General features: G+C 57.8%; 30 protein-coding genes, 3 tRNA genes and 1 other annotated feature. All 33 genes read right to left on the minus strand.

The window, feature by feature from the left end:
- Window positions 1-87: 87 nt before the first annotated feature.
- Complete coding sequence (locus K5554_RS00005; protein ID WP_221039130.1) at window positions 88-843, minus strand: IclR family transcriptional regulator; 756 nt, start codon at window positions 841-843, stop codon at window positions 88-90.
- 501 nt (window positions 844-1,344) lie between these two features.
- Entirely contained in the window at window positions 1,345-2,562 is a 1,218-nt protein-coding gene (locus K5554_RS00010) for an HD-GYP domain-containing protein (RefSeq protein ID WP_221039131.1), read from the minus strand.
- Window positions 2,563-2,705: 143 nt separating this feature from the next.
- Complete coding sequence (gene rplL, locus K5554_RS00015) at window positions 2,706-3,089, minus strand: 50S ribosomal protein L7/L12 (RefSeq protein ID WP_221039132.1); 384 nt, start codon at window positions 3,087-3,089, stop codon at window positions 2,706-2,708.
- 74 nt (window positions 3,090-3,163) lie between these two features.
- Window positions 3,164-3,691, minus strand: coding sequence for a 50S ribosomal protein L10 (rplJ, locus tag K5554_RS00020; RefSeq protein ID WP_221039133.1), 528 nt, complete (start codon window positions 3,689-3,691; stop codon window positions 3,164-3,166).
- 18 nt (window positions 3,692-3,709) lie between these two features.
- Window positions 3,710-3,848, minus strand: a sequence feature (ribosomal protein L10 leader region).
- A 12-nt stretch (window positions 3,849-3,860) separates the two neighbouring features.
- Window positions 3,861-4,565 carry a 50S ribosomal protein L1 gene (gene rplA / locus K5554_RS00025; protein ID WP_221039134.1) on the minus strand — a complete coding sequence of 235 codons (705 nt, stop codon included), beginning with the start codon at window positions 4,563-4,565 and terminating at the stop codon, window positions 3,861-3,863.
- Window positions 4,566-4,626: 61 nt separating this feature from the next.
- Window positions 4,627-5,052, minus strand: a complete 426-nt coding sequence (gene rplK / locus K5554_RS00030; RefSeq protein WP_221039135.1) for a 50S ribosomal protein L11 — start codon at window positions 5,050-5,052, stop codon at window positions 4,627-4,629.
- Window positions 5,053-5,078: 26 nt separating this feature from the next.
- Complete coding sequence (gene nusG / locus K5554_RS00035) at window positions 5,079-5,624, minus strand: transcription termination/antitermination protein NusG (RefSeq protein ID WP_221039136.1); 546 nt, start codon at window positions 5,622-5,624, stop codon at window positions 5,079-5,081.
- A 22-nt stretch (window positions 5,625-5,646) separates the two neighbouring features.
- A complete protein-coding gene (gene secE, locus K5554_RS00040) occupies window positions 5,647-5,865 on the minus strand; it encodes a preprotein translocase subunit SecE (protein WP_221039137.1) in 219 nt (72 codons plus the stop codon).
- 34 nt (window positions 5,866-5,899) lie between these two features.
- Window positions 5,900-6,049 carry a 50S ribosomal protein L33 gene (gene rpmG, locus K5554_RS00045; RefSeq protein WP_221039138.1) on the minus strand — a complete coding sequence of 50 codons (150 nt, stop codon included), beginning with the start codon at window positions 6,047-6,049 and terminating at the stop codon, window positions 5,900-5,902.
- A gap of 166 nt (window positions 6,050-6,215) precedes the next feature.
- Window positions 6,216-7,418 carry an elongation factor Tu gene (tuf, locus tag K5554_RS00050; protein WP_221039139.1) on the minus strand — a complete coding sequence of 401 codons (1,203 nt, stop codon included), beginning with the start codon at window positions 7,416-7,418 and terminating at the stop codon, window positions 6,216-6,218.
- Between the two features lie 218 nt (window positions 7,419-7,636).
- Complete coding sequence (locus K5554_RS00055) at window positions 7,637-8,839, minus strand: LeuA family protein (protein ID WP_221039140.1); 1,203 nt, start codon at window positions 8,837-8,839, stop codon at window positions 7,637-7,639.
- A 23-nt stretch (window positions 8,840-8,862) separates the two neighbouring features.
- Window positions 8,863-9,579, minus strand: a complete 717-nt coding sequence (locus K5554_RS00060; protein ID WP_221039141.1) for a FadR/GntR family transcriptional regulator — start codon at window positions 9,577-9,579, stop codon at window positions 8,863-8,865.
- A gap of 71 nt (window positions 9,580-9,650) precedes the next feature.
- Window positions 9,651-10,916, minus strand: a complete 1,266-nt coding sequence (larA, locus tag K5554_RS00065; protein ID WP_221039142.1) for a nickel-dependent lactate racemase — start codon at window positions 10,914-10,916, stop codon at window positions 9,651-9,653.
- 23 nt (window positions 10,917-10,939) lie between these two features.
- On the minus strand, window positions 10,940-12,097 hold the full coding sequence (locus K5554_RS00070; protein ID WP_221039143.1) for a UxaA family hydrolase: 1,158 nt from the start codon (window positions 12,095-12,097) through the stop codon (window positions 10,940-10,942).
- On the minus strand, window positions 12,094-12,405 hold the full coding sequence (locus K5554_RS00075; protein WP_221039144.1) for a UxaA family hydrolase: 312 nt from the start codon (window positions 12,403-12,405) through the stop codon (window positions 12,094-12,096). The genes K5554_RS00070 and K5554_RS00075 overlap by 4 nt, the downstream gene beginning before the upstream one ends.
- Before the next feature lie 18 nt (window positions 12,406-12,423).
- The gene (locus tag K5554_RS00080) at window positions 12,424-13,341 is read right to left on the minus strand and encodes a glycyl-radical enzyme activating protein (protein ID WP_221039145.1); all 918 of its coding nucleotides are present in this window, start codon (window positions 13,339-13,341) and stop codon (window positions 12,424-12,426) included.
- A gap of 15 nt (window positions 13,342-13,356) precedes the next feature.
- Window positions 13,357-15,768 carry a glycyl radical protein gene (locus K5554_RS00085; protein WP_221039146.1) on the minus strand — a complete coding sequence of 804 codons (2,412 nt, stop codon included), beginning with the start codon at window positions 15,766-15,768 and terminating at the stop codon, window positions 13,357-13,359.
- Window positions 15,769-15,792: 24 nt separating this feature from the next.
- A complete protein-coding gene (locus K5554_RS00090) occupies window positions 15,793-17,076 on the minus strand; it encodes a TRAP transporter large permease (RefSeq protein WP_221039147.1) in 1,284 nt (427 codons plus the stop codon).
- Between the two features lie 17 nt (window positions 17,077-17,093).
- Complete coding sequence (locus K5554_RS00095) at window positions 17,094-17,576, minus strand: TRAP transporter small permease (RefSeq protein WP_221039148.1); 483 nt, start codon at window positions 17,574-17,576, stop codon at window positions 17,094-17,096.
- 92 nt (window positions 17,577-17,668) lie between these two features.
- Window positions 17,669-18,685, minus strand: coding sequence for a TRAP transporter substrate-binding protein (locus K5554_RS00100; RefSeq protein WP_221039149.1), 1,017 nt, complete (start codon window positions 18,683-18,685; stop codon window positions 17,669-17,671).
- Window positions 18,686-19,090: 405 nt separating this feature from the next.
- Window positions 19,091-19,166 (minus strand) — tRNA-Thr (locus K5554_RS00105).
- Between the two features lie 3 nt (window positions 19,167-19,169).
- Window positions 19,170-19,246 (minus strand) — tRNA-Met (locus tag K5554_RS00110).
- Window positions 19,247-19,257: 11 nt separating this feature from the next.
- Window positions 19,258-19,343: transfer RNA gene (locus tag K5554_RS00115), tRNA-Tyr, on the minus strand.
- A 337-nt stretch (window positions 19,344-19,680) separates the two neighbouring features.
- Window positions 19,681-19,863, minus strand: coding sequence for a helix-turn-helix domain-containing protein (locus tag K5554_RS14605; protein WP_221039150.1), 183 nt, complete (start codon window positions 19,861-19,863; stop codon window positions 19,681-19,683).
- A 51-nt stretch (window positions 19,864-19,914) separates the two neighbouring features.
- Window positions 19,915-20,070, minus strand: a complete 156-nt coding sequence (locus tag K5554_RS00125) for a hypothetical protein (RefSeq protein ID WP_221039151.1) — start codon at window positions 20,068-20,070, stop codon at window positions 19,915-19,917.
- 455 nt (window positions 20,071-20,525) lie between these two features.
- Complete coding sequence (locus tag K5554_RS00130) at window positions 20,526-20,834, minus strand: hypothetical protein (RefSeq protein WP_221039152.1); 309 nt, start codon at window positions 20,832-20,834, stop codon at window positions 20,526-20,528.
- A gap of 135 nt (window positions 20,835-20,969) precedes the next feature.
- On the minus strand, window positions 20,970-21,200 hold the full coding sequence (locus K5554_RS00135; protein WP_221039153.1) for a hypothetical protein: 231 nt from the start codon (window positions 21,198-21,200) through the stop codon (window positions 20,970-20,972).
- Window positions 21,201-21,412: 212 nt separating this feature from the next.
- On the minus strand, window positions 21,413-21,574 hold the full coding sequence (locus K5554_RS00140) for a hypothetical protein (RefSeq protein ID WP_221039154.1): 162 nt from the start codon (window positions 21,572-21,574) through the stop codon (window positions 21,413-21,415).
- A 304-nt stretch (window positions 21,575-21,878) separates the two neighbouring features.
- Window positions 21,879-22,112, minus strand: a complete 234-nt coding sequence (locus K5554_RS00145) for a hypothetical protein (RefSeq protein ID WP_221039155.1) — start codon at window positions 22,110-22,112, stop codon at window positions 21,879-21,881.
- Window positions 22,113-22,197: 85 nt separating this feature from the next.
- Window positions 22,198-22,491 carry a hypothetical protein gene (locus K5554_RS00150; protein ID WP_221039156.1) on the minus strand — a complete coding sequence of 98 codons (294 nt, stop codon included), beginning with the start codon at window positions 22,489-22,491 and terminating at the stop codon, window positions 22,198-22,200.
- A 21-nt stretch (window positions 22,492-22,512) separates the two neighbouring features.
- Window positions 22,513-23,076 (minus strand): hypothetical protein, encoded by a 564-nt coding sequence (locus K5554_RS00155; protein ID WP_221039157.1) that lies wholly within the window; start codon window positions 23,074-23,076, stop codon window positions 22,513-22,515.
- A gap of 40 nt (window positions 23,077-23,116) precedes the next feature.
- Window positions 23,117-23,353, minus strand: a complete 237-nt coding sequence (locus K5554_RS00160) for a hypothetical protein (RefSeq protein ID WP_221039158.1) — start codon at window positions 23,351-23,353, stop codon at window positions 23,117-23,119.
- Window positions 23,354-23,369: 16 nt separating this feature from the next.
- Entirely contained in the window at window positions 23,370-23,885 is a 516-nt protein-coding gene (locus K5554_RS00165) for a hypothetical protein (protein WP_221039159.1), read from the minus strand.
- Between the last annotated feature and the right edge of the window lie 7 nt (window positions 23,886-23,892).

Below are 23,892 nucleotides of genomic sequence, written 5' to 3' on the forward strand. Positions count from 1 at the left end.
TACTTTAACTTCCCTGTTTCAGCACCAATCCTGGTATTCTGTTTTTTTGAAAACCATTGCCCCTCTCTAAAGTAATCGCTTGGCCTGTTAATCTTTCTGGTAGCCTAAGTTGCGGGAGATTGCCCGGGCGGCGTCCTTGACCAATTTTTTATAAACTTCCACCTTCTCTTCCGACAACCGGAATTGGGGCCCGGAGATGGCCAGACTGGCGACGACCTGCCCGAGGGCATCCCGGACCGGGGCGACAATGGAATAAGCTCCTACTTCGCGCTCGCTCACGCTGTAGGCGCAGCCCTCATGCCGGATTTCCGCCAGGTTGCGTTCCAGTAGCTCGGGGTCGGTGATGGTAAACGGGGTGTACTTCTCAAGCGGTTTTTCCAGCAAACGCTTGCGCAAGGACTCGGGAAGGTAAGCCAGGAGGACCTTGCCGGCCGCCCCGCAGTGCAGCGGTAAAGCTACGCCGGTAACGCTGGTCTTGGCCACGCTGAATTTGCTCTCCACCTTGGCCACGCAAAACCGTGCGTCCCCTTGAAGAACGTACAGCGCCACTTCTTCGCCGCAGGCATCCCGGAGTTCTTCCATAACCGGCAGCGCTGCCTGGTTCAGGTTAAGCTGGCTGACAGCCATCTGCCCCCAGCGGTAGACCCTGGCCCCCAGGTGGTAGCGTCCGCTAAGGCCGTCCTTTTCCACGCAGTTCTTCTTACGCAGGGTGGCTAGAATGCGTGACGCTGTGCTGGGTGTAAGACCTGTAAGCTCGCTGACCTCTTGAACGCTGAGCAGGGGCTTTTCGGTAGAAAAGCAATCCAGTATGTCAATGGCTTTCTCTACGGCCTTGATGATCAAGTTCATCCGCTCCTTGCATATTGTGCAATTTGTTTGCTCACTTTGCACAGATAAGTTATTCGGCGTCGATAATGAAAATCCTGCACACTCACGATAGATTTTTTACTTTTTTCTTTCCCTGCACCTTTTCTTTTTCGGGGATTTGCACCCTGGTATTGCATATTGTGCAACTCAGGATTAACTTGTGCGAGCAAGGCCAGCCCGTGTACCCTCGTTCAGCAGCAGCGAAAATGCGCCATGACCAGCGGCCGGGGGCGCTGCTAGAACTGACGGATGGGCGGGCGGTGCAAGTGATAAAGGGCAACCCGCACCACCCCTATCTGCCGGTGGTACGCGGGTTGCACCCGGGAGGAACGCTGGCGTGGAGCTGGATTTGCAGGCAGTGGAACCAGATGTTACGGGACCCCTCAGCGCGGAGAAAACCTGAGCAATGCTGATTGGACGGGTGGAAAACGCCGGCCGGCGTAGGAAGGGCCACGCGCACCTTTCCACGGGCGGCGCTTACCGGGCAAGGAAGGAAGCCGGAAGGTCCGGGTCGGCAGCCAGGATCCCAACAACATCCGGATCCAGGGCACCCGAACGGGCCTGGTGCTCCAGGATGCGCTTCGTTTCGGTCCAGGGAAGGCCGGGGCGGTAGGGACGGTCCTCACTGAGGGCGGTGAAAACGTCCGCCACGGCAACGATGCGGGCGCCCAGGTCGAGCTCGGGCGCGGCCTTACGAAAGGGGTAGCCCTGGCCGTCCAAGCGTTCGTGGTGGTAGGCCGCCCATTCAACCAGGGGCCAACCCGCGAGGACGGGCTTGAGAAGCCAGTAGGTGTAGTAGGCGTGCTGCTTGATGGTGTTGAACTCGGCAGCGGTAAGTCTCCCCGGCTTCTCGAGGATGTCCTCGGGTACGGTAACCTTGCCCAGGTCGTGCAGCAGCCCGGCCGCCTGAAGTAGGTCGCACTGCTCCGGGGGAAGGCCCGCCTGCCGGCCGAGCCGGCAGGCGGCGGCAGCCACAGCGCGCGAGTGGGTGTAGGTAAAGTGGCTTTTGGCATCCACCACGCGGGCGAAAAGCCCGGCCAGCTCGAGGAGGTCGGTACCGCCGGCGGTGGACGCCGGGGAAGGAAGAAGTCGTAAGAGGTGCTCACTCAGCCAGGGAGAAGCGAGGTCCAGCCAAAAGCTCTCGCGCGCGGCCAGATCGTCCAAAAGAGCGACCAGGTCCGGATCGAAGATGGTGCCGGCGCCGGCGCGAACCTGCTCTAAAACAGCGCTGCGCTGCTCGAGCACCGGAACGCCGGGGCGGAGAAGCACGTCCACCCGGTCCACCAGGTGAATGATGCGGGCCGCCAGGGGGATGCGGTCCTGTGCGCAACCGGAGGGGTTGCCACCCAGCCAGCGGTCGTGGTGGGAAAGGATGATGGCCGGCGCAGTGCCCAGGCTGTGCACGCCGGCGGCGAATTCGGCCCCGCGGTGACAGTGACCGGCGGGGTTCTCCACATCGAACTGGGCCAGGGCCAGCTTTTCGCGGAAGGTGACGGCCCCGGCGTCGTGGATAATGGCAGCCTTAAAGAGCTGGAGCAGATCCTCCGGGGTGAGGCCGGCAGCCCGACCGACCTCGAGGGCCATAAGGGCCACATGCTGGTGGTGGTTCAAAAGGCCGCCATGCGTGAAATCCAGGCCGTGCGATAAGCTGAGGAGCAATCTTACAAGGTCAACCCTAAGATCACGCAGGTCCACAGCGCAAAGCCTCCTCTGCCGGCTTCTTCGTGAGGAAGAAGCAGCACCAATCTCTGACGGCTGGCTACAGTATACCATAAACTGCCACTGTCTGGTCGAAGAAAAAAGCCCGGGCTTCCCGGGCTTCTCTTTACGGAGAATGGTTACTTTACTTCGACTTCGGCGCCGGCTTCGGCGAGCTTGGCCTTGATGGCCTCGGCGTCTTCCTTGCTGACCTTCTCTTTAACCGGTTTGGGTGCACCGTCTACGAGGTCCTTGGCCTCTTTGAGGCCGAGGCCGGTGATCTCGCGCACGACCTTGATCACCTGGATCTTCTTGTCGCCGGCGGCCTTAAGGATGACATCAAACTCGGTCTTCTCCTCTTCCGCCGGCGCAGCAGCGGCAGCACCGCCGGCTGCCGGAGCGGCGGCGACGGCTACGGGAGCGGCAGCGGAAACGCCGAATTCCTCTTCCAGGGCCTTGACGAGTTCGGAAAGCTCGAGCACGGTCATGCCTTTGATGGCCTCAATGAGTTCTTCTTTCGTCACGTCGGTACCCTCCTTGTTTTTCAAGCGAATTTGCGGGGTAAGCGGGCGCGCTGCAGCACGGCGCCGGGCGGCTGCTAGCCGGCCGCGGCTTCTTTTTGCCTGCGAACGGCATCCAGCGCGTAAACCAGGTTACGCTGCGGGCCGCTGAGCACCGTGACCAAACCACGGATGGGGCCCTGCAGCACACCCAGGAGCTGGGCAATGAGCACCTCGCGCGGCGGGAGTTCCGCCAGGGCTTTAACGCCGGCGGCGTCGATCACCTTGTTCTCAAGTACACCGGCCTTTATCTCCAAGGCCTTGTGCGTCTTCGCGAAGTCGCTCAGGATTTTTGCCGGAGCCACCGGGTCGTTGTAGGAAAAGGCCAGGCCGGTGGGTCCGGGGAGATACGCATCGAGCCCGCCGCCCACAAAGTCCTGGACCGCCAGGCGGGTAAGGGTGTTCTTGGCCACCTTGTACTCCAGCCCGGCTTCGCGCAGCTTCTTCCTCAGCTCGGTCATCTCGGCAACGGTGAGGCCGCGGTAATTGGTGAGCACCACAGCCTGGGCGCGGCTGAACTTTTCCTTAAGCTCGGCCACGGTTGCCTCTTTTTCCGGTCGCGCCATGAATTCACCTCCCTCCCCGGGGTAATGGAAGAAGGGGCCTTCCGCCATAGACCGGAAGGCCCCTTCTACTCACCAAGGGGTCCGTCTTCACCTCGGCAGGCGGCATGCGCCATTAAGCTTAAGCACCTGCTGTCTACGGCTCAACAGGATTATTCGGTTGGCCGGGCCGCTACTCCTTTACCGGGGCCAGCGGCCGCAGCGGGTTGATGCGGATGCCGGGGCCCATGCTGGTCGAGAGCGAGACGCTCCTGACGTACTGGCCCTTCGCCGCCGCGGGCTTGGCGCGGATGATGGCATCCATAAGGGCGTTGTAGTTTTCGACGAGCTGCTCCTTGGTGAAGGAAAGCTTCCCGATGGGCACGTGCACGATACTGGTTTTGTCCACGCGGTACTCCACCTTACCGCGCTGGATGTCCTTTACCGCCTGGCCGACGTCCATGGTAACAGTGCCGGCTTTGGGGTTCGGCATCAGGCCCTTGGGGCCCAGAATGCGGCCCAGTTTGCCCACCACACCCATCATGTCCGGGGTGGCAACGGCCACGTCGAAATCCGTCCAGCCGCCCTGGATTTTCTCGGCGATCTCCTCGGCCCCCACCATGTAGGCGCCGGCCTCCTCAGCTTCCTTGGCCTTTTCGCCCTTGGCGAAGACGAGGACACGTACCTTTTTGCCCGTACCGTTGGGTAGAACCACAGCGCCGCGGACTTGCTGGTCCGCGTGGCGGGGATCGACACCCAGGCGGACGGCGACTTCCACTGTCTCGTCAAACTTGGCGGGTTGGAACTGTTTGAGGATGTCAAAGGCTTCAGCGGCCTCGTACTGACGTCCCTTTTCAATAAGGGCGGCGGCGGCGCGGTAGCGCTTGCCGTGTTTCATTGGGCATTCCTCCTTGTGGTGTTAGCGGATTGCTCCTCCCACTGGGCGCTGAAGCGCGCCTCTACTTTACAACTTCGATACCCATGCTGCGCGCGGTGCCGGCGATCATGCGCATGGCCGCCTCGACGCTGGCAGCATTGAGATCCTGCATCTTGAGTTCGGCGATCTCGCGGACCTTGGCCTCGCTCACCTTGCCAACCTTCTTACGGTTCGGCTCGCCGGAGCCGCTCTCCAGACCGGCCGCCTTCTTAAGGAGCACCGCCGCCGGCGGGGTCTTGCAGACGAAGGTGAAGGAGCGGTCCTCGTAAATGGTGATCTCGGCCGGGATGATCATCCCTACCTGGTTGGCCGTCCGGGCGTTGAACTCCTTCACGAAGGCCATAATGTTCACGCCGTGCTGGCCGAGGGCCGGGCCGACCGGCGGCGCCGGGGTGGCCTTGCCGGCGGGGATTTGCAGCTTAACTATAGCCATAACTTTTTTTGCCAACGGTAACACCTCCTAACCCTGTTCGGTCACATCTTCTTCAGCTGCACAAAGTCCAGCTCGAGGGGGGTGTCGCGCCCAAAAAGGGAAATACGCACCTTGGCCTTACCCTTGTCCGGGTAGACCTCTTCCACCGTGCCGACAAAGCTCTCGAAGGGGCCGCTCGTGACGCGCACGCTTTCGCCCGGCCTCAGCTCCACACGGGGCCGGGCTTCTTCGATCCCCATCTGCCGGAGGATGGTGTGGGCCTCGTAGTCCCTGAGCGGCACGGGCTTGGACCCCGGCCCGACGAAGCCGGTTACCCCCGGCGTGTTGCGCACCACGTACCAGGAGTCGTCGCCCATGATCATTTCCACCAGGACGTAGCCCGGGAAAACTTTTTTCTTGGTGAGCTTTTTCTTGCCGTCTTTTACCTCGATTTCGTCTTCCATAGGCACCAGGACGCGGAAGATTTTGTCCTGCATCCCCATGGACTCGACGCGCTTTTCGAGGTTGGTCTTTACTTTGTTCTCATAACCGGAGTACGTGTGCACCACGTACCACTTGCGCTCAACGCTCTGGGCATTGACAGCCAATATATCCCACCCCCGGAGCCCGCTACTTGATTATCAAGAGGAGCAACTGGGAGATGGCCGAATCCACCACCCAGATGAGAGCAGAAACGAGAAGCACAGAGACAATCACCACGCCGGTGTAGGTAACGATTTCCGAGCGGTTGGGCCAGATTACCTTGCCCAGCTCGGCACGCACCTCACGAAAGAAACGGGCCATGCGCTGGCCCCAGGCAGTTACCTTTCCTGTTGCGGCTTCAGCCATAGTCTCACACCTTCCGGGGCCACGCGGCCCGAAGCTACTTGGTTTCTCGATGCAGTGTGTGGTGCTTGCAGGTAGGGCAGTACTTCTTAAGCTCCATGCGGCCGGACATGGTCTTTTTGTTCTTCGTGGTGGTATAGTTACGCTGCTTGCAGTCGGTGCAAGCCAGGGTTACTGTCACGCGCACGCTTCAACACCTCCCCGGGACTCTTGCCCCTTAACCGTCACTAATCCAATCTATCACAGATGTACGCTATTTGTCAACCAGCCTGGGCGTTTCGCGCTGCATGTACCGCTTAAGCGGAGTCAAGCGAACGGCCCGCGCCTCCCGGGGATGGGGAAGCTCCCCAGGTTTATTCGAAGATCTCGGCCACCACGCCGGCGCCCACGGTGCGGCCGCCCTCGCGGATGGCGAAGCGCAGCCCGTTCTCGATGGCGATGGGGGTGATAAGCTCGATGTCCATCACCACGTTATCGCCGGGCATGACCATCTCGACGCCCTCAGGCAGCTTGATGTTGCCGGTGACGTCGGTGGTGCGGAAGTAGAACTGCGGCCGGTAGCCGTTGAAGAACGGGGTGTGCCGCCCGCCTTCTTCTTTGGTGAGAACGTACACCTGCCCTTTGAACTTGGTGTGCGGGTGAATGCTGCCGGGCTTGGAAAGCACCATGCCGCGCTCGACTTCCTTGCGGTCGATGCCCCGGAGCAGCACGCCGATGTTGTCGCCGGCGACGCCTTCGTCCAGGGTCTTTCTAAACATCTCGACGCCGGTGACGACGCTCTTTTTCTTCTCGGGGGCCAGCCCCACCAGCTCGACTTCGTCGCCCACCTTCACTTTGCCGCGCTCGACACGGCCGGTGACCACGGTGCCGCGGCCGGTGATGGTGAACACGTCTTCTATGGGCATGAGGAAGGGCTTGTCGGTGTCGCGGTCCGGGGTGGGCACGTATTCGTCCACGGCGTCCATGAGTTTCCAGATGGGGCCGCAGTTCGGGCAGTCGCGCTTGCCGCAGCCGCACTCGAGGGCCTTGAGGGCGGAGCCGGGGATGATGGGGATCTCGTCGCCGGGAAACTCGTACTGGGAGAGAAGCTCTCTGACTTCCATCTCGACGAGCTCCATGAGCTCGGGGTCGTCCACCATGTCGGCTTTGTTGAGAAAGACTACGATGTAGGGCACGCCCACCTGCCGCGCCAGCAGAATGTGCTCACGGGTCTGCGGCATGGGGCCGTCGGCGGCGGAGACCACCAGGATGGCGCCGTCCATCTGGGCTGCGCCGGTGATCATGTTCTTGACGTAGTCGGCGTGGCCGGGGCAGTCGACGTGGGCGTAGTGCCGCTTTTCGGTTTGGTACTCCACGTGGGCGGTGGCGATGGTGATGCCCCGCGCCCGCTCTTCCGGCGCCTTGTCGATCTGGTCGAAGGGAACGAAGTCCGACAGGCCGGCGTTGGCCAGCACTTTGGTGATGGCCGCGGTGAGGGTGGTCTTGCCGTGGTCGACGTGGCCGATGGTGCCGATGTTCACGTGGGGTTTGGTCCGCTCAAACTTCTTCTTTGCCATGTTCTTGCCTCCTTACAAAGGAAAACCTCTGGCCCGGTCTCCCGGCCGGCCAGTCTTAGTCTGGAAGTAGCATTCTACAGAGTTCGTCCGATTTCCTCTTAAGTATACCCGCAAATTGCAAAAAATAATAGCAATGTTTTCCTGGCCCGGTTAACAAAAAAGCCGGCGAACGTGAGCCGGGTACTGCTCCCGTCGCGCCGGCTTTCTTTGTACGCTTCTTAAAGCAGGTCGGCAAACTCCTCCAGGCTGAGGAGCCCACCCTTCTCAAACGACTTGGCCTTGACACGCTCCACCAGTCCGCGTTTTTCCTCTTCCGTGGCTGTCCTGCCGAGCGCTGCCAGGGCAAGGTTGATATTCGGAACGCCGGAATTCTTCCCCAGCACAACCTCGGTTCGGTTCTGGCCGACCAGATCCGCTCTGAAAGGGGCAATCTCCGTCGGTAACTCCAAACCACAGTTCTCATACCAACCGGCTACAATCCCGGATTCAATCTGTCCGATGGTATCACCGATGATAGGATGGTTGGGCCTCAGCGGCATGTGCGCAATTTCGCGCAGGTACTTGGCCAACGGGTACATTTTTTCTGTCTTAATCCCCAGGTCCACGCCGTACATGGTGAGGAGCGACAGAACCAGCGGCTCGTAAGGAGCATTGCCCGCCCGCTCACCTGTACCGGCAACGGTGGTATGGGCCACATCCGCCCCCGCCGCCAGGGCCATCAGGGTGTTCGCCGCCCCCATCCCGAAATCGTCGTGGAAGTGCACCTCTATCGGCTTGGCAATCCGCTCTTTGACCTTCCTCACCAGCCAGGGCACAGCGTGCGGCGAAATACCGCCGAAGGTGTCCACCAACACAAGCGCGTCCATGTGCCCTTCGGTGGAAATCTTCTCGATCAGATCAAGGAACCAGTTGATATCGGCGCGGCTGGCATCAATGGGGAAGTAAACCGTGTAAAGGCCGTTCTCTTTGGCAAACTGCGTAGCTTCAATGGAGAGCTCTACGGCCTTCTCCAGCGGCCAACGATAAGCCTCCCTGATAAGATGCTCGCTGGACGGAATCTCAATGACGATGTTCTTGACACCACAGTCCACCGCGCGGGCCACATCGTCCTTCATGCAGCGGCAGAAGGCGAAGATCTCCGCCGGCAGGTTGCGCTTGACAATCTCGGTGACGGCGGCGGCGTCCGATGCGGACACAGCCGGCATACCCGCTTCAATCCGGTGCACACCCATCTCCGCCAGCTTTTCAGCCAGAGCTACTTTCTGATCTTTAGAGAAAACCAGGCCCGCCTGCTGTTCCCCATCGCGCAGGGTGACGTCGTGAATCTTAATCTGCTTTTTAAAGTTAAGGCCGGCGGTCACTTCGGGAAGATAGTTCCACGGGCTGACAAACCAGCGGTCGGTCTTCCAGGGTTCACTCATGTATAGCAACCTCCCTAGCAGTCTCAGTCGGTCCTACCGGTCTCTGAACGTTCATACACAGCCAGCACCACTTCTTGCACGTCCTGTAGGTGCTTCTCCATTGCAGCAGCAGCGCCCTCGCCGTCCTGACGGACCAGGGCCTCGTAGACCGCCTTGTGAAATTGGAAAGAGCGCTGGGGAGCCCCCGCTACGGCCACTACCTTTCTTTGCACTTCCATAAGCAGATCGCGCACGGTTTCGAGCACGTCGGCCATGATGTCATTCTTGGCGGCCTTAGCTACCATGAGGTGGAAGGCATAGTCTTCGCGGATGAACACCTGATGCGTGCCCAGTGATTGCTCCATGCGGAACAGGCAGTGCCGCAGGTCCGTCAGATCATCGGAGGTGGCCCGTTTAGCCGCCAGCCGTACAAGCGCCACTTCCAGCAAACGGCGCGCCTCGCACAGTTCAATGATCTGACTCTTTTTCATCAGCAGCTTAGCGCTGACTGATCCGCGGAACACAGTCCCAACGTCCTCGTTAAGAAAAGTGCCTTCTCCAGGGCGCACCGCCACCAGGCCCATCAAACTGAGCGCACGCACAGCTTCACGGACGCTCGCACGGCTCACCGACAGTTGCTCGGCCAGTTCGCGTTCCGCAGGTAACCGGTCGCCCGGCTTAAGCGTGCCTTCGCGCACCAAGCCCTTTATTTGGTCGATTATCTCTTCCGCCACCGTTCGCTTCTGTACCGGCCGTAGCATCGTTCTCACCTTCACCAACTACCCTTTTAACATACCTAATTAGACTTTCCTTCCAGAGATTCCTGCCCTCTCTACCGTTCCGGCGTAGAATCCGCCCCATGGGTCAGAACACCTACCGAAGCGTCACCTCCTTCACGCTCAAAAGCCATAAGCAGCGCATTTTCCACACTGCCCGCGAAGTCGAAGCCCAGCCTACGGATGCCGGGCTCCCAACACGGTTCGCTCACCACAATTACGTGTGCCCGTTCCCGGCAGGCGGAGAGTGTCATGTGCACGGCCGCAGCCACTCCATCCTTAATCCGGCCGCTCCGGAGAAGCTCGTGAACCTCTTTGACACCCATGGCACCCCAAGTCAGCATCTCCTCGTGGTCCGGCACCACTCCCTCGGTACATGGAGTAACGGCTACTATGGTTCCCCCCGGTTTCACGAAGCACGTCGCCACAGTAATGGGCTTGGTCGCCTGCCAGAAATCAAAGTACGAAGGGTTCGCGCTCACCAGCACAATATCCGGCCGTCGGTCGACACGCGCCGCGTAGACTTTCTTGCTCCATTCCACTCCCTCGCGATGGGCGGCGACCACGTCACCGGCCACCACGCGCACGATACTGCCGTCCGTGTTGAGGACGGTGTTGACGATAAAATCCAGCCCGGCCTGCCGGGCGATGTCTTCCATTTCGCGTCGAACAGGGTTTTCGGCAGCCCCTAGGATTTCTGTGCAGTTCAATGCGGCGATCACATGCGTCATGGCAGTGGTGGCCCCGCCCGAAATACCGGGCTGTACCGCCTTGGCACCGCCGCTCCAGCCGGCGTAGATGTGCGGAATGATATTCCCGGTGGCGATTTTAAGCTCGGCTTCGAGAAAACGCCGGTTGAGAACGATGGGGATCCCGCTTTTGGTTCGGCCCAGCTCTACAAGGTTCGCCTGGTCTTGCCAATCGTGGTTTACCACCCGTACCCGCCGGACTACATCCGCCCCGTAACGCTCGGCGCACTCGGTTTCGGTCATAGCCCTGTGTGTACCCAAGGCGGTAAGCAGGGTGATGTCCTCATCCGCCACGCCGGCTGCATTCAATTCCGCCAGCAGGGGGCGGAGAACCGCCGCTGCCGGCGTAGCTCGGGTGTAGTCGTCCACCAGGATCACCGTTTTCTTACCCCTTTGCCGCACCAGCGTCGCCAAATCAGGACTCCCGATCGGCTGCGCCAGCGCACGGCGTACCTCCGCCATCACATCCTGTACAGGCTCCAGCCGGCGCGGCGATACCACCCAGGCCACCTGGTGCAAAGGCAGGCTGACTTTCACTGTAGTTAGCCCGTACAGGAGATCGAAATCCGCCACTTCCTTCACCTCTTCGCTCCGTCTTACATCGTGGGTCCGATTCGATTGATGGCGAAGTCCCAAAACCCAAGGGTTTCCGCCTTTGTCCGCCTGCCGGCCAGGCAGGCGAGCATTACCCGCCAAATCGTCTCCGCTACTTCTTCCAGCGTTTGTTCGCCCGTTATAACCGTCCCGGCATTGATGTCGATGTTGTCGGCCATGTTCGCGTAGGTGGCGGGATTGCCCGTGACCTTAATCACCGGCGCCACCGGGCAGCCGGTCGGCGTACCGCGGCCGGTGGTGAAAATCACCAGCTGTGCGCCGCCGGCCACCATCCCGGTGATGGACTCAATGTCGTGGCCGGGCGTATCCATCACCACCAGGCCGTGCCTGGAAGGGCGTTCGGCATAGGCTACCGCCTCCACCACTTCCCTACTCCCTGCCTTGTGCACGCAGCCCAGCGACTTCTCTTCAATAGTGGACAGGCCTCCCGCAATGTTGCCGGGGGTGGGGTTTGCCCCGCGAATATCAACACCCATGCGGGCCGTCCCTTCCTCCATGCCCTGCACAAACTCCAAGAGTCGGGCGGCCACCTCCGGCGCGGCGGCGCGTGCCGCCAAAAGGTGCTCGGCGCCAATGAGCTCCGAGGTCTCCGATAAAATCACCGTGGCACCCGCATCCACCAGCCGGTCACTCACCAGCCCCACCGCCGGGTTTGCCGCCACCCCGGACGTGGTGTCGGACCCCCCGCACTCCAGCGCCACCGTTACTTCGCTCAGATCGCACTCCTCGGGCTTCAGCTGTGAGATTTCTTCGCTCATGGCGCGAGCCAGTTCCACCCCCCGGGCGATGGCCTTGATGGCACCTCCGCTCGCCTGAATGGCCACCAGGCCTACCGGCTTGCCGCTCTTGCCGATTGCCGCCGCCAGCTTCTCAGCTTCGTTGGTCTCGCACCCTAGGCCCACCACTACCACCGCCGCCACGTTGGGATTGAGACCCATCCCAACGAGCGTGCGGCGCGTCTGCTCGGCATCGGCCCCCAGCTGTGCGCAACCGTGCTGGTGGGTTATGGCCACCGCCCCCGGCACCTGATTGGCAATGGCCGCGGCCGTGTTGTTGGCGCAGACAACACTGGGTATCACCAGCAGATGGTTACGGATGCCTACACTGCCGTCGGGGCGCCGATAACCAGAGAACTTCATCTCTCTTCCCTCTTTCCCGTGCTGATGTCACCGCGCCCCCGCAGGCCCTCGATGTTGTGCACGTGTACATGCTGGCCGACGGCTATTGGGGCGGTGGTGCGGCCCATTACCTGGCCGTACTTCACCACGTTTTCCCCGGCAGCCAGGTCCCGCACCGCCACTTTGTGTCCGAAGGGAATGGCTTCCCTAATCCCTATGGGAACCAAGCGGTCATGCGACCGCAGCAGCGCCTGGTCGCCGGCCTTAAGGTCGGTGAGGGCTACACCGACATTGTCCGCCGGGTCTATGACGAGAATGTTGAACCTCACTCCGCTCCCTCCTCCCTCTCACCCGCCGACACTCACGTTGATCCCCGCGCCGGCGGCCAGGTCGGCCAGTTCACGCATGCGCTCCGCTGAAGGTGGTTTCACCGCCTCCAATTCGTAGGTGCGCCCCAGCGCCCGGTGTTTCGCCGCCCCCAGCGCGTGATAGGGGAGAAGCTCCAGTTCAGATCCACCATTCTCCCTGATGAAGCGCGCCGTGGCCAGAATGTTAGCTTCGTCGTCGTTCCAGCCGGGGATGATGGGGAGATGGAACACCACCTTTTTCCCACTGCCCAGCGCCACTTGCGCGTTGTGCAGAATAAGGGCATTACCGGCGCCGGTAAATCGGCGGTGCATGTCGTCCCGCATGTGCTTAAGGTCAAAGTAGACCAGGTCGGTGTGCTCAAGGACAGAAAGGAACGCCTCTGTCTCCTGGAGGCCGCACGTCTCTATCACGGTATCCACTCCCAAGCGGCGATGCGCCCACTTGAGAAGCTCGCACGCAAACTCCGGTTGGCGGGTGGGTTCACCCCCGGAGAGGGTGAGCCCGCCACCGGACTCGCGGTAGAAGGCGAGGTCTTGAGCGACTTCGGCCATAACCTCTTCGACCGTGGTGTAATACCCTGTAAACCGCAGGCCGCCGCTGACGCACTGGCTTGCGCAGCGCCCGCACGCCCGGCACCGTTCCCGGTCGAGCACGATGCCATCCGCCTCTCCGGTGAGGGCCTGCGCGGGGCACACAGTCACACAGCGCCGGCAGAGCCGGCAATTGCTGCGGAAGTAGAGGAGCTGCGGACGAGCTTCCTGAGATTCCGGGTTGCTGCACCAGGCGCAGCGGAGGGGACAACCTTTCAGAAATACCACCGTACGGATCCCAGGGCCATCTTGGGTGCTGTAGCGCTGAATATTGAAGACAACGCCCTCTACCTTGCCAGGATCCACCTTGTTACTCCCCTTTTAAACGGCCGCATGCTCCGTGCGGTCGATGATATCGTCCTGCATCTCCCGGCTCAGCTCAATAAACTTGGCGCTGTAACCCGTAACCCGGATCACCAGATCCTGATACCGTTCCGGATGCGCCTGGGCTCTGCGCAGGGTTTCAGCCGACACTACGTTGAACTGCACGTGCAGGCCGCAGAGCTTGTTGAGGTAGGTACGGCAAAGCTGCACGAATTTCCGCAGGTTGTTCTCGCCCTCCAGGGCACTGGGAGTGAACTTCACGTTCAAAATCGCACCCTGGGTAAGATGCACGTGATCCAGCTTGGCCACCGACTTCATCACGGCGGTCGGGCCTTTCACGTCCATCCCATGACTGGGCGAGATGCCGTCCGCCAGCGGGCGGTTCGCCGGGCGCCCGTCCGGAAGTGCTCCCGTATGCCAACCAAAGGGTAGGCTTACGGATAGCGAGAACAGCCCGGGTACGAAGTTGCCGCCGCGCGATGTCTTCTGGCGTTCCACCGCTGCAAAGAACGCATTGGTGGCCTCGCGCACCCAGTAGTCCACGTAGTCGTCATCGTTGCCGTACTTGGGGGCATGGAGCAAGAGCTCCCGGACTTCCGTACCCCGTTCGCCCTTGAAGTCGCTGTCCAGGCAGGCAATCAACTCATCCATGCTCACCTTCTTATCGTCAAAGACAACCTTCTTAATGGCGGCCAGCGAATCACCCACATTGGCCACGCCCACGCCGAGCGGGCCGCACCAATTGTACTTGGCGCCACCCAGCGACACGTCCTTGCCGCTCTCGATGCAACCGGGTTCCACTGAGTCGATAAAGATATGCGGCATTATCTGACCATGGACCATATCGAGTACGTTGTCTTCGATGGCGAGCAGGTCCACAAAATGGTCCAGCTGTTTCTTATAAGCGGCGAAGACATCATCTATCGACTTGAACTCCCGTGGATCCCCCGTCTTAAGCCCGACCTGCTTGCCTGTAATACGGTCAACGCCGTTGTTGAGGGCCAGCTCCAGCACCTTCGCCAGGTTAAAGTACCCACCGTTGTTCCGCCCCCACAGACCGATGGTGCCGACCTCCACACAACCGATGCAGGCGTAATCGCGGGCATCTTCGAGCTCCACTCCTCGAATGAGGAGGGACGGAATGTAAACGTTGTCGCTCACGAGCTGTGGAATCCCGCCGCCCGTCCGGATGACTTCCGCCGCCCGCGTCAAGAGGCTCTCCGGTGTGCCCTCATGCACCCTGAGGCTCAGGTGGGGCTGGGTGAGGTGGATATGCTCCTGCGCATTCAGGCACATGAAAGTGAGCAGGTTGGTGGCGTCGTCGCCTTTGCGCGTGATCCCCCCGATGGTGAGGTTTTGTGTCATCGGGAACCCGGCGTGCACGAAAGTCGCCTCTTCGTCCCACACCTTAACGATCTCGTTGTACTTAACCCAGAGGCAATCAAGCAACTCCTGCGCCTGTACCATGGTGAGGCGCCCGGCATCCAAATCGGCCTGCAGGTAAGGGTACCAGTACTGATCCGCCCGCCCCGGCGAGACGGCGTTGCCGTTCGCCTCAAGCTGGATCGCCAGCTGCACGAACCACTGCGCCTGCAGGGCCTCCCAGAAAGTCGTGGCCGGTCCGGCGGGCACTCGCCTGCACACCTCGGCGATTTGCAGGAGCTCGGCTCTCCTCTGGGCATCCGTCTCGCACTCAGCCAACCGCTCTGCCTCGGCGGCGTACCGCTCGGCGAAGGTGATGATACCATCACAGACGATGCAAATCGCCTGCCAGAACAGGTACTTTTGGTACTCCTCGAGTATGCCCCGGTTCGCTTGGGCCATCTTCGCTTCGGCTTCGGCTTTTATCCCTCTGAAACCAACGCGCAGCACTTTAGGGACATCGGGAAGTATGTGCCCCAGCCCGCCGCGCTCGTGTAGATCAACGGTAAAGACGTAGTTCCGCCGGGCTTCCCGTACGTCTTCGGGCAGTGCACCCCAAACGTGCTCGTAAAGGTTCCGGCCGCGCCAGTAGTCAAAGATGCCACGAAGATCGGCTTTTACTTTCTCGGAGACCACAAACGGGTCTTGTTTCCGTGTCTCCAGAATGTGATCCAGCTCCCGTTCTAGCCAGAAAATCCCCATTTCTGGAAAGATCGGTCCGCCGCGCTGGGTGCTGGCGAGCATGCCGACAATGAGTTCCTCGGGATTGATCTTTACCGTGATCCCGGAGAAAATCGCCGCCAGCGCCTTGGCCCGGCGCAAAACATAGGGTTCGCCCTCTGTCTCCTGGTAAGACTTGGTCACGATTAGGGCACGTTCGCTGCACACGCTGGGTTTGGCCGCCACTACCCGTTCTTTGAGGCGGAGCACTCGCTCGGTGGCGGGTATCTTGAGATTTTCCCACTGATAATGCACGTTGCCGACCATGATAAGCCCTCCTTAGAACAACCTTCAGCGCGCTTTAAGCATGCTCGGGATAAAGGTGGCTGTCTGCGGCACGAAGATGAGGATTACCAGCCCGACCAACATGGCGATGAAAAAGGGCATCATTCCCTTGACCACACGTTCCATGGGTAAACCGGTGACGCCCTGTGCCGTGTAAATGTTCACAGCCACAGGCGGTGTGATGAGGCCGATCACCATCGCCAAAGTCGCAACCAAGCCATAGTAGATGGGGTCTATCCCCATGGCCTTTGCCGGTGGATAGAGGATGGGCATCAGGAGAAGAAGAATGGCATTCCCTTCCATGAAGGTCCCGAAGATGAGCATGACGATGGTTGTGGCTATAACATACACGAGCGGGCTGGGAAACGTTGTAATGATGAACCGAGCCAGCTCACGCGAGCTGCCGGACCAGGCAAAGAGCCAGCTGAAACCGGCCGAGGTCCCCATGATGAAGAGCACTACGCTGGCCGCCACCGCCGCATTATTGATCCCTTCCACCAGGTCCTGCAGTTTGACTTCGCGGTACACGCAAAGACTTACAACCAGGGCGTAAACCACCGATACCGCGGCAGCCTCCGTAGGCGTGAAAAACCCTCCGTAAATACCTCCCAAGATAAGGGCAGGCATTCCGAGAGCCGGCAGTGCCGACCAGAAGGACTGCACAATGCGCTGGCCGGACCAGGAATCACGCGCCCCGCGGTAGCCGGCTTTTACGGAAAGAAGGTACGTGATGCCCAGCAGGCAGATGAGCAGCACCACCCCTACCCCGACGCCGCCGAGAAAGAGATCGCCGATGGAGCTCTCCGTCACCACTCCGAATGTCACCATAAGGATGCTGGGTGGAATGATCGGGCCGAGGCCGCCGGCAGCCGCTATGAGACCCGCTGCGAAGCCGGGGTCGTACTCCTGCTTCACCATCTGCGGGTACATCACCGAACCGATGGCGGCCACAGTGCCGGGACCGGATCCGGAGAGAGCGGCAAAGAAGGCGCAGGCCAGACTTGTGGCCATCGCCAAGCCGCCTCGGATAGGACCGAGGAGCTCATTGGCAAAATCCACCAGGCGTCGTGAGATACCGCCCTTCTCCATGATGCTGCCGGCCAGCATAAAGAAAGGAATCGCCATGAAAGGGAATGAATCCACGGCCAGGAACATTCGCTGTGGTAACACCGATGCGGGCACCCCCGCCTGAAAGAGGGCCAGTAGAGTTGCAATCCCCAGTCCGACCGCGATAGGCACACCAAGAATGAGGCACACAAAGAAAACCCCGAAGAGAATCAGCGCCGTCATAGGATTCCCCCCCTTTCTTACTGCGCAGCAAGCTTCTCGTATAAGTGAAGTCCTTCCTCTAAAACGCTGATGGCAAGACCTACAGGAATGGCCAGGTAGGGAACGGCCATGGGTATTCCAAGAGCGGGGGTCAACTGATTGGTGGCCATCTGCGTAAGGACGATTTGGAGGGCGAAGTAAGCGCCGCCTGCACAAAACAGCACGGTAAGGAGGCTTGCAAGGCAAAGCGCCGCTTTTTTCAAGGGTCCCGGCAGGTGCAGGACCACAGCTTCCACACCGACGTGACTGCCCTTACGAAAACCGATGCTCATGCTGAGAAACGTCATCCAAATCATGGCATAGCGAGCCACTTCCTCCGGCCAGGCCATACTTATCTTAAAGGCAACGCGGTTGACGACGGAGAGAAAGATGGCCCCAACCATGATGGTAAAGGCAATTACGTTGATGTAGACTTCCAGCTGGCGGAGTTTATCGCCCCACGTTTTCGCTCGCGGCTGCACGCATTTCATCCCCTCTCTGCCTTTATCCAAAGGACTTAGGCTGGACAAGGCGGGGCGGGTGCTCACCCGGAGCACCCACCTTCCAACCGGCACTACTTCGTGTCAAGCACCTTCTGAATGAGGTCGGCAGGAATTTGGGCGTTGAACTTGTCGTAGACAGACTTGGCAGCCGTTTGAAAAGCAGTCCTGTCCACGTCGTTAACTGTTACACCCTCTGACTTCAGTTTTTCAGTAAAGTCGGTTTCCATCTGCTGCGTGACCTGGCGTTCATAGACACCTGCTTCCTTTGCCGCATCCATGACGGCCTTTTGCGCCTCCGGAGGCAAACCGTCCCAAACCTTCTTGCTCACAAGGAGCGGCGTAGCACCCCAGAAATGTCCGGTCTTAGAAACGAACTTAGATACTTCTTGGAAACGGCCGGAATAGATAACCGGAATCGAGTTTTCGGCCCCATCGATAGTCCCCTGCTGCAGCGCCGTGTAAACCTCGCCGTAGGCCATTACGGTAGGAATGGCGCCCAGGGCCTTAAAAGTCTCCATGTGGATGGGGTTCTGCATCACGCGAATCTTTAGCCCTTTAAGGTCGTCCGGCGTCTTAATTTCTTTTTTCGTGGTGTAGACATGGCGGAACCCGTTGTCCCAAATGCCCAGGCCCACGATTCCCTTGGCCTCAAGCTTCTTTATCAGGTCTTGACCTATGGGCCCGTCCGCAACGGCATAAGCGTGGTTGTAATCGCGGAACAGGAAAGGAAGGTCGAACAAGCCGAAACTGGGTTCAAACTGAGCAATGGGCGCGGAGGCAACAAGGCCCATGTCCAGCGTGCCGAGCTGCATGCCTTCGATCATATCGCGATCCTGGCCCAGCAGGCCGTTGGCATAGATTTCTACCTGAACCTTCCCGCCACTCTTCTCCTTCACCAGATCTGCAAACTTTTCCAGTCCCTTTTGAAAGTGACTGGTTTCGGTGAGAGGATGTCCTACTTTAAGTACTATCTGACCTCCCGAATTCTGGGCAGCAGTCCCTTTCTGGCCACCACCGCAACCAGCCAAAGCCAAGGCCAGACTCACACCGAGAATACCGACTAGGGTTTTCTTAAAACCTGCACGCATGACTACGTTGTCCCCCTTTTTCCCAGAGTGGAACTAGAATTAAAGGAAGCAGTTTCTACGCCGCCTCTCCCCCCTCTTTTCATCAACAGCGCCTGTGAACCGCGGGTTACTGGTTATTTGGTCCGCTGGCTTGTTGGTTCAGTGGTCTGACCAGCTAACCAACACATTGGTATTCGACACAAAACGAGAAACTCCTCCTTGTAAAGAAACTTCTCCTGTGAAACTGATAAAAAAACGGCATTGCCACTTCCCTGCCTTAGGGTAAGGGCAATGCTCCCGCCGGATCTACTTACCATAACCTCAGGAAAACATGGTGGTGCCCCAGTAGTGCCGACGCCCTCAGAGGCCACCCGGGACAAATAAAAAACATCCCGCCTTCCCGGGATGTTCATATGAGCGAAATACTGGAGCCCATGACCGGGATTGAACCGGTGACCTCCGCCTTACCAAGGCGACGCTCTACCGACTGAGCTACATGGGCATTTGGTTGCGGGGGCTGGATTTGAACCAGCGACCTCCGGGTTATGAGCCCGACGAGCTACCGGACTGCTCCACCCCGCGTTATTCAGTTCTGGTGGAGAGGGGTGGATTTGAACCACCGAAGGCATCGCCAGCAGATTTACAGTCTGCCCCCTTTGGCCAGCTCGGGAACCTCTCCACCTGTGCGACAACGCATATATTATATCACAAAGGAGGCCTGTTGTCTAGTCCAATTCTGGAGCCGACGATGGGACTCGAACCCGCAACCTGCTGATTACAAATTACATGTCCCTACCCAACACCTGTTAACAACACCCTGTTTGAGTCTTTATTCTCGTGGGTCTTCGGCCCTGTTATAGATTGTTAATTAACAGGTGTTGCACGGTATTTCACAACCGGATTGCAGTACAGGTTGCAGTACAACCATCGGCCTCCAATAAACATGTTGCATAAAATGTTTATGCACCACCGCAAGAAAATCTTATGCCAGAGGGGTTAACGTTGCCTTTATCAAATTACTTCTCCTCTTTCGCAGTTTGCAGAATGTTCTCCAACCCCGGCAATTTATCTTCCGGGATACGAATAAACCGTCCCAACCGAACACAAGGCAACTGCCCAGCATTTATAAGTTTGTATACATGAGACTCCTTAAGCTGATACATCTCAGCTACCTGTGCAACCGTGAAAAACCGTGGCAATTAGGTGGCACCTCCTTCCAAGGAACAATATTATTATATACTGAGGACAAGTTATTTAGCAAGCTTCCGCTGCCACCAAGCCCTATCGATTTCGTTAACAGCCTGCATTACTTGGTCGGCAGCCTCCCATATTTCTTTGGGGGTCTTGGCAGTACGGTACGCCAACACCGCCGCCTTAAACTCCTTTCGTGCTTCCTCCAAAGTCATTATACTGCCTCCCGCTGCTCCTTAGCTCTATAAGTGTTGCACACCAACTGGGGGCGTTCATCCTTGAATGTCAACGCCCACAGATCAATCATGTTTGCAGTACAGGCGGTACGCACGCAGTAACAACAGCTGTCCTGGTCGCAGAAAACGTGCTTCATGTCGCAGTCTCCTTCCGTTTGAAGAATGGAATGCAACTATCGTTGCCTGGACTGACCACTACATCGGTAGCTGTACACAAGGACAAGCGGTCATTGAAATATATGCACTCCCCACAAATACCATAGTCAATCGGCACCTAATATCCCTCCTCTAGTAAGTAGTCATCTTCATGCCTATCAAAGTAACGGGCGGCTGTGCATGCCCGACACAACCGCCGACCAAAAGGAACAGGCGCGCCGCAATCTTCGCAACGCGCCTTTCCCTCCCAAGGCATACGGTCAGCAAACCTATCTAGATTACGCACAGCGTGTTACCTCCTCCTCAGTAGATGCCCAGGCTCGGAATACTATTCCGCCCACAACCTTGCGGGCACACCAACCATTCACGGGATCTGGCACATACTCCACTTCCGCTGGGCCTGGCAGGTGGCGCAGGTCTTCCAAGTTGGTCAGCACGGCGAATGGCTCCTTTTCCAACCAGCCAAGCCAAATACCTAATGGACGCACTAACCGCCGCACCGCCTCATTTGCTGCCGCCAGGGCCTCCGAAGCCCGCTTGATGTCAATCTCCTGTGCCAAAGCGGTCTTTTCGTTTGTTTCGATCACTCGTCTTCACTCCTCTCTGCTTCCGGCGCAAAGAAGGTTTTAACCGTTGTTATACATGTCGGGCAGAGATGAGTTGGTTCTACCGGCGTGCCCGGCTCGCCGTACCAAAGGCCGCACATCCAGCACTGATACATGCTAAGCGTTCCTCCCTTCTGCTTTCGCGATGGCCTTTTTCACAAGCTTAAACTCTTTCACGTCGGGGAAATACCATTCCATATAAGGTGTAATTTCCATCAAGGCTTCAAACATGTCCGGCGCGGCTGCCAGTAGATGACCAAACCCCTTGCGGATTCCACGGCACACGTAGCCTTCTTTTCCCTCCTCCCGAATTAGCCCAGCTCTTTTGTCGTAGTACCAGCTACTCATCTTTTCTCACCTTTACCCCTCTGGTACAGAGCGCATCCAACATGACTGCAATGGAGTTTGCCATGTCCACAAGTGCACACCCTTCTAAATTGCCCATCCACCACGCGCACTTCTCCCGGTAGCAGGGTCTGAAAACTGCGTCCACTTCCACTCTGCTATAGCATACGTCTGTGGTCTTTACCCGCCGTAACGGACAAACCTTTTCGCTCACGTTACATGCCCCCTAATTGTTGTAGTTGCCACAGCAGCCGTAGCGCACATCCGAAGAACAGCACCGCCGAGCCGACCATAACAGCCACCGTCACCCAATCCAGTGTCGCCTTAGCCGTACATAAATCAGCAAGGCTTTCCAATAGTTTGTTAAATTCCTCCATTTATCCTTTCCCTCCCTGTAAAACTAGAAAAGTGGGCCTCTTTGCCCGCTTTTCTACCAAAGCCATTTTGGGTCAACCTACGATTGGCTCGGCCTTTTCAGGATCACACCCATTAGGGCAGTCAGAGCCGCCGGGAACGTTTTCAAGTTCCGGCGGGTAAAACCACCCTCCCAACTCAAAGAACATTGGAACCACCCACTTTGCGCCGCATTGTGGGCACCGGTGTGGAACGGCTGGGTCGAACCGGTACACGTTTGCACCCGGAGGTAAGTTACTGGGCATTCTTACACCTCCCGCTCTTTATTTACTCCACGTAGTCATCATATACCTTGAGAGCTATGTCTACAGACACCTCCTCAGAAAGAAAATGACGCCCCCCTTCGTAAAGCCCACCGGGGGTATAACGGGTCGTGTCAAACATGACAATCCAGAAAGGGTAAGTATCCCGCATGTAGCGGAATAACTCTTCAACGTTTTGAAACTCCTTCAACTCGAAAAAGTCCCAGTTCGACGCTTTCTCAATACTCACTCTTAACAACTAGACTCCCTCCTTTCCTTTCGCCCCGCCTGCTTAGTCAGGCCGCGGGCAGTGGCTTCCCCTGCGCGGTCGCTAAAAGCCATGCTCACCAATCCTTTAGCAAACTGTTATCCTTCAAAACCATGTATAGCCCATGCTCCAACTGCTCAACCTGCTTTTCTTCCAGGCCAATACGCATAAACATGTCTACGCAGTGGATAAGCTCATGAAGAAACACCGATTGCTTTGTATCAAGATCCAGTGAATTGTCAACAAGAATAGCCTTCTGCACATCGTGTTTTACCTCGCCGATTAACTCGGGCTTGCCTTTGTTAACCAGTTCAACCTGTTTCACTTGATAAACAAAAGGTCCAACCTTAAGTTGGCTTGGGATTTCCATCTTAACAACTGAGCGCCTCCTTTAAGCTGGGAAATCTGCTAACACTTCAAACGGCTCATCCAAACAATACCTGCGAATTTTGTACCGATTCCCCGAACGGTCACTGAGAAGTAATCGCCGAACGTCCTCCACCCGGAAAACACTTTCAACGCGGCCATTAGTGAACCTTATTGGCTTTGTAAAACAAATCACCATCCCTTTCTGTAATTTTGGCCGCGCCGCCTTTTCTTTCAAGCGTTCCCAGCACTTTGCCCGCCATTCCTGCGCGTATTTGTTTTCAGTTGGTGTAAGCAATTCCAATATCCGCTTTGGACAGTTATACTGGTACGGCCCCATGGTCTCATCAATGCTCTTAAACCCGAAGTTGTAATAGTCATCTGTGTAGTTCAACAAGCATACAACCGCGTACACTTCGCGGTTCCCGGTTTCGTCGACGTGCTCAACGGCTAAGTAAGCTTCCCTCAAATTCACAATAGCGCAATCTAATACTTTGTAGCTGTAGTTCTCTCCAGAATGTGTAAACTCTTCCCTCAAGAAGTCTTTGATGCTCCTCCCTTTTTCCAGGTGTAGGTAATCCCATCCCATAATGATTCCCCCTTTACGTTAAAGGAGTAGGCAACTTGGCCTACTCCTTTTCCTCTTCCCACCAGTCGTTTAGAATGTTTTGCACTCCCTCGGCTACCTCTTCGTAGGTAGCCTCATTGTTAGCACAGTCACCTACTGTGTAGTAATCCACCTCCTTCCCTTGCATGTCGTAAACATGCACGCCGTGACCACCGTTCCAAACAAACAGCAACCCCAACTCCTCCACGAACCTAACAAACTTCGCCCCGTCCAACTCCTTGCAAAGCTTTGCGTCCATTTTCATTGCCTCCTTGTTAATCCTCGCCGCCGCGCCCTACGTATTCAGCACGGCGGTATAAATCGTCCAAGGAAAAAGAGCGTAGAGTCTCTACCCAATCGTCGTAGACTTTTCCTCCTTCCCTCAAAACAACCTGCCACGAAGCCTGCAACTTATCCCACAGCCTCAATGGCAGGTTAAAATACCGCAAAACACGAACGATGTTCGTTTCGCTATCGACGCCAACCAAAGTAACCATGTTGCTCTTGGTGAGGAAAGCCAACCTATCAGGAGCGTACGCGTACAAAGCAGGATTGAAATGAAGCTCAAATTCCATGTATCCAATTCTTGCCAACAAGTAGACGAAACCTTGTTCTTGTATGGTGTAAAACTTGATTGGCTTTCTTTTGAGCACCTCAATTTCAGATTCTGTCATTTTGGGCAGACCAACAATCCAGTAGAACCCGCCCCCTTCTGCTAACTCAAAATAAACCTTCTCCTCGCCTGACGGAAGCCGAACGGAAAACGGCTCCCCCACTTTGAGTTGGTACATAATAACA

The sequence above is a fragment of the Gelria sp. Kuro-4 genome (assembly GCF_019668485.1).
Classification (GTDB): Bacteria; Bacillota; DTU030; order DUMP01; family DUMP01; genus DUMP01.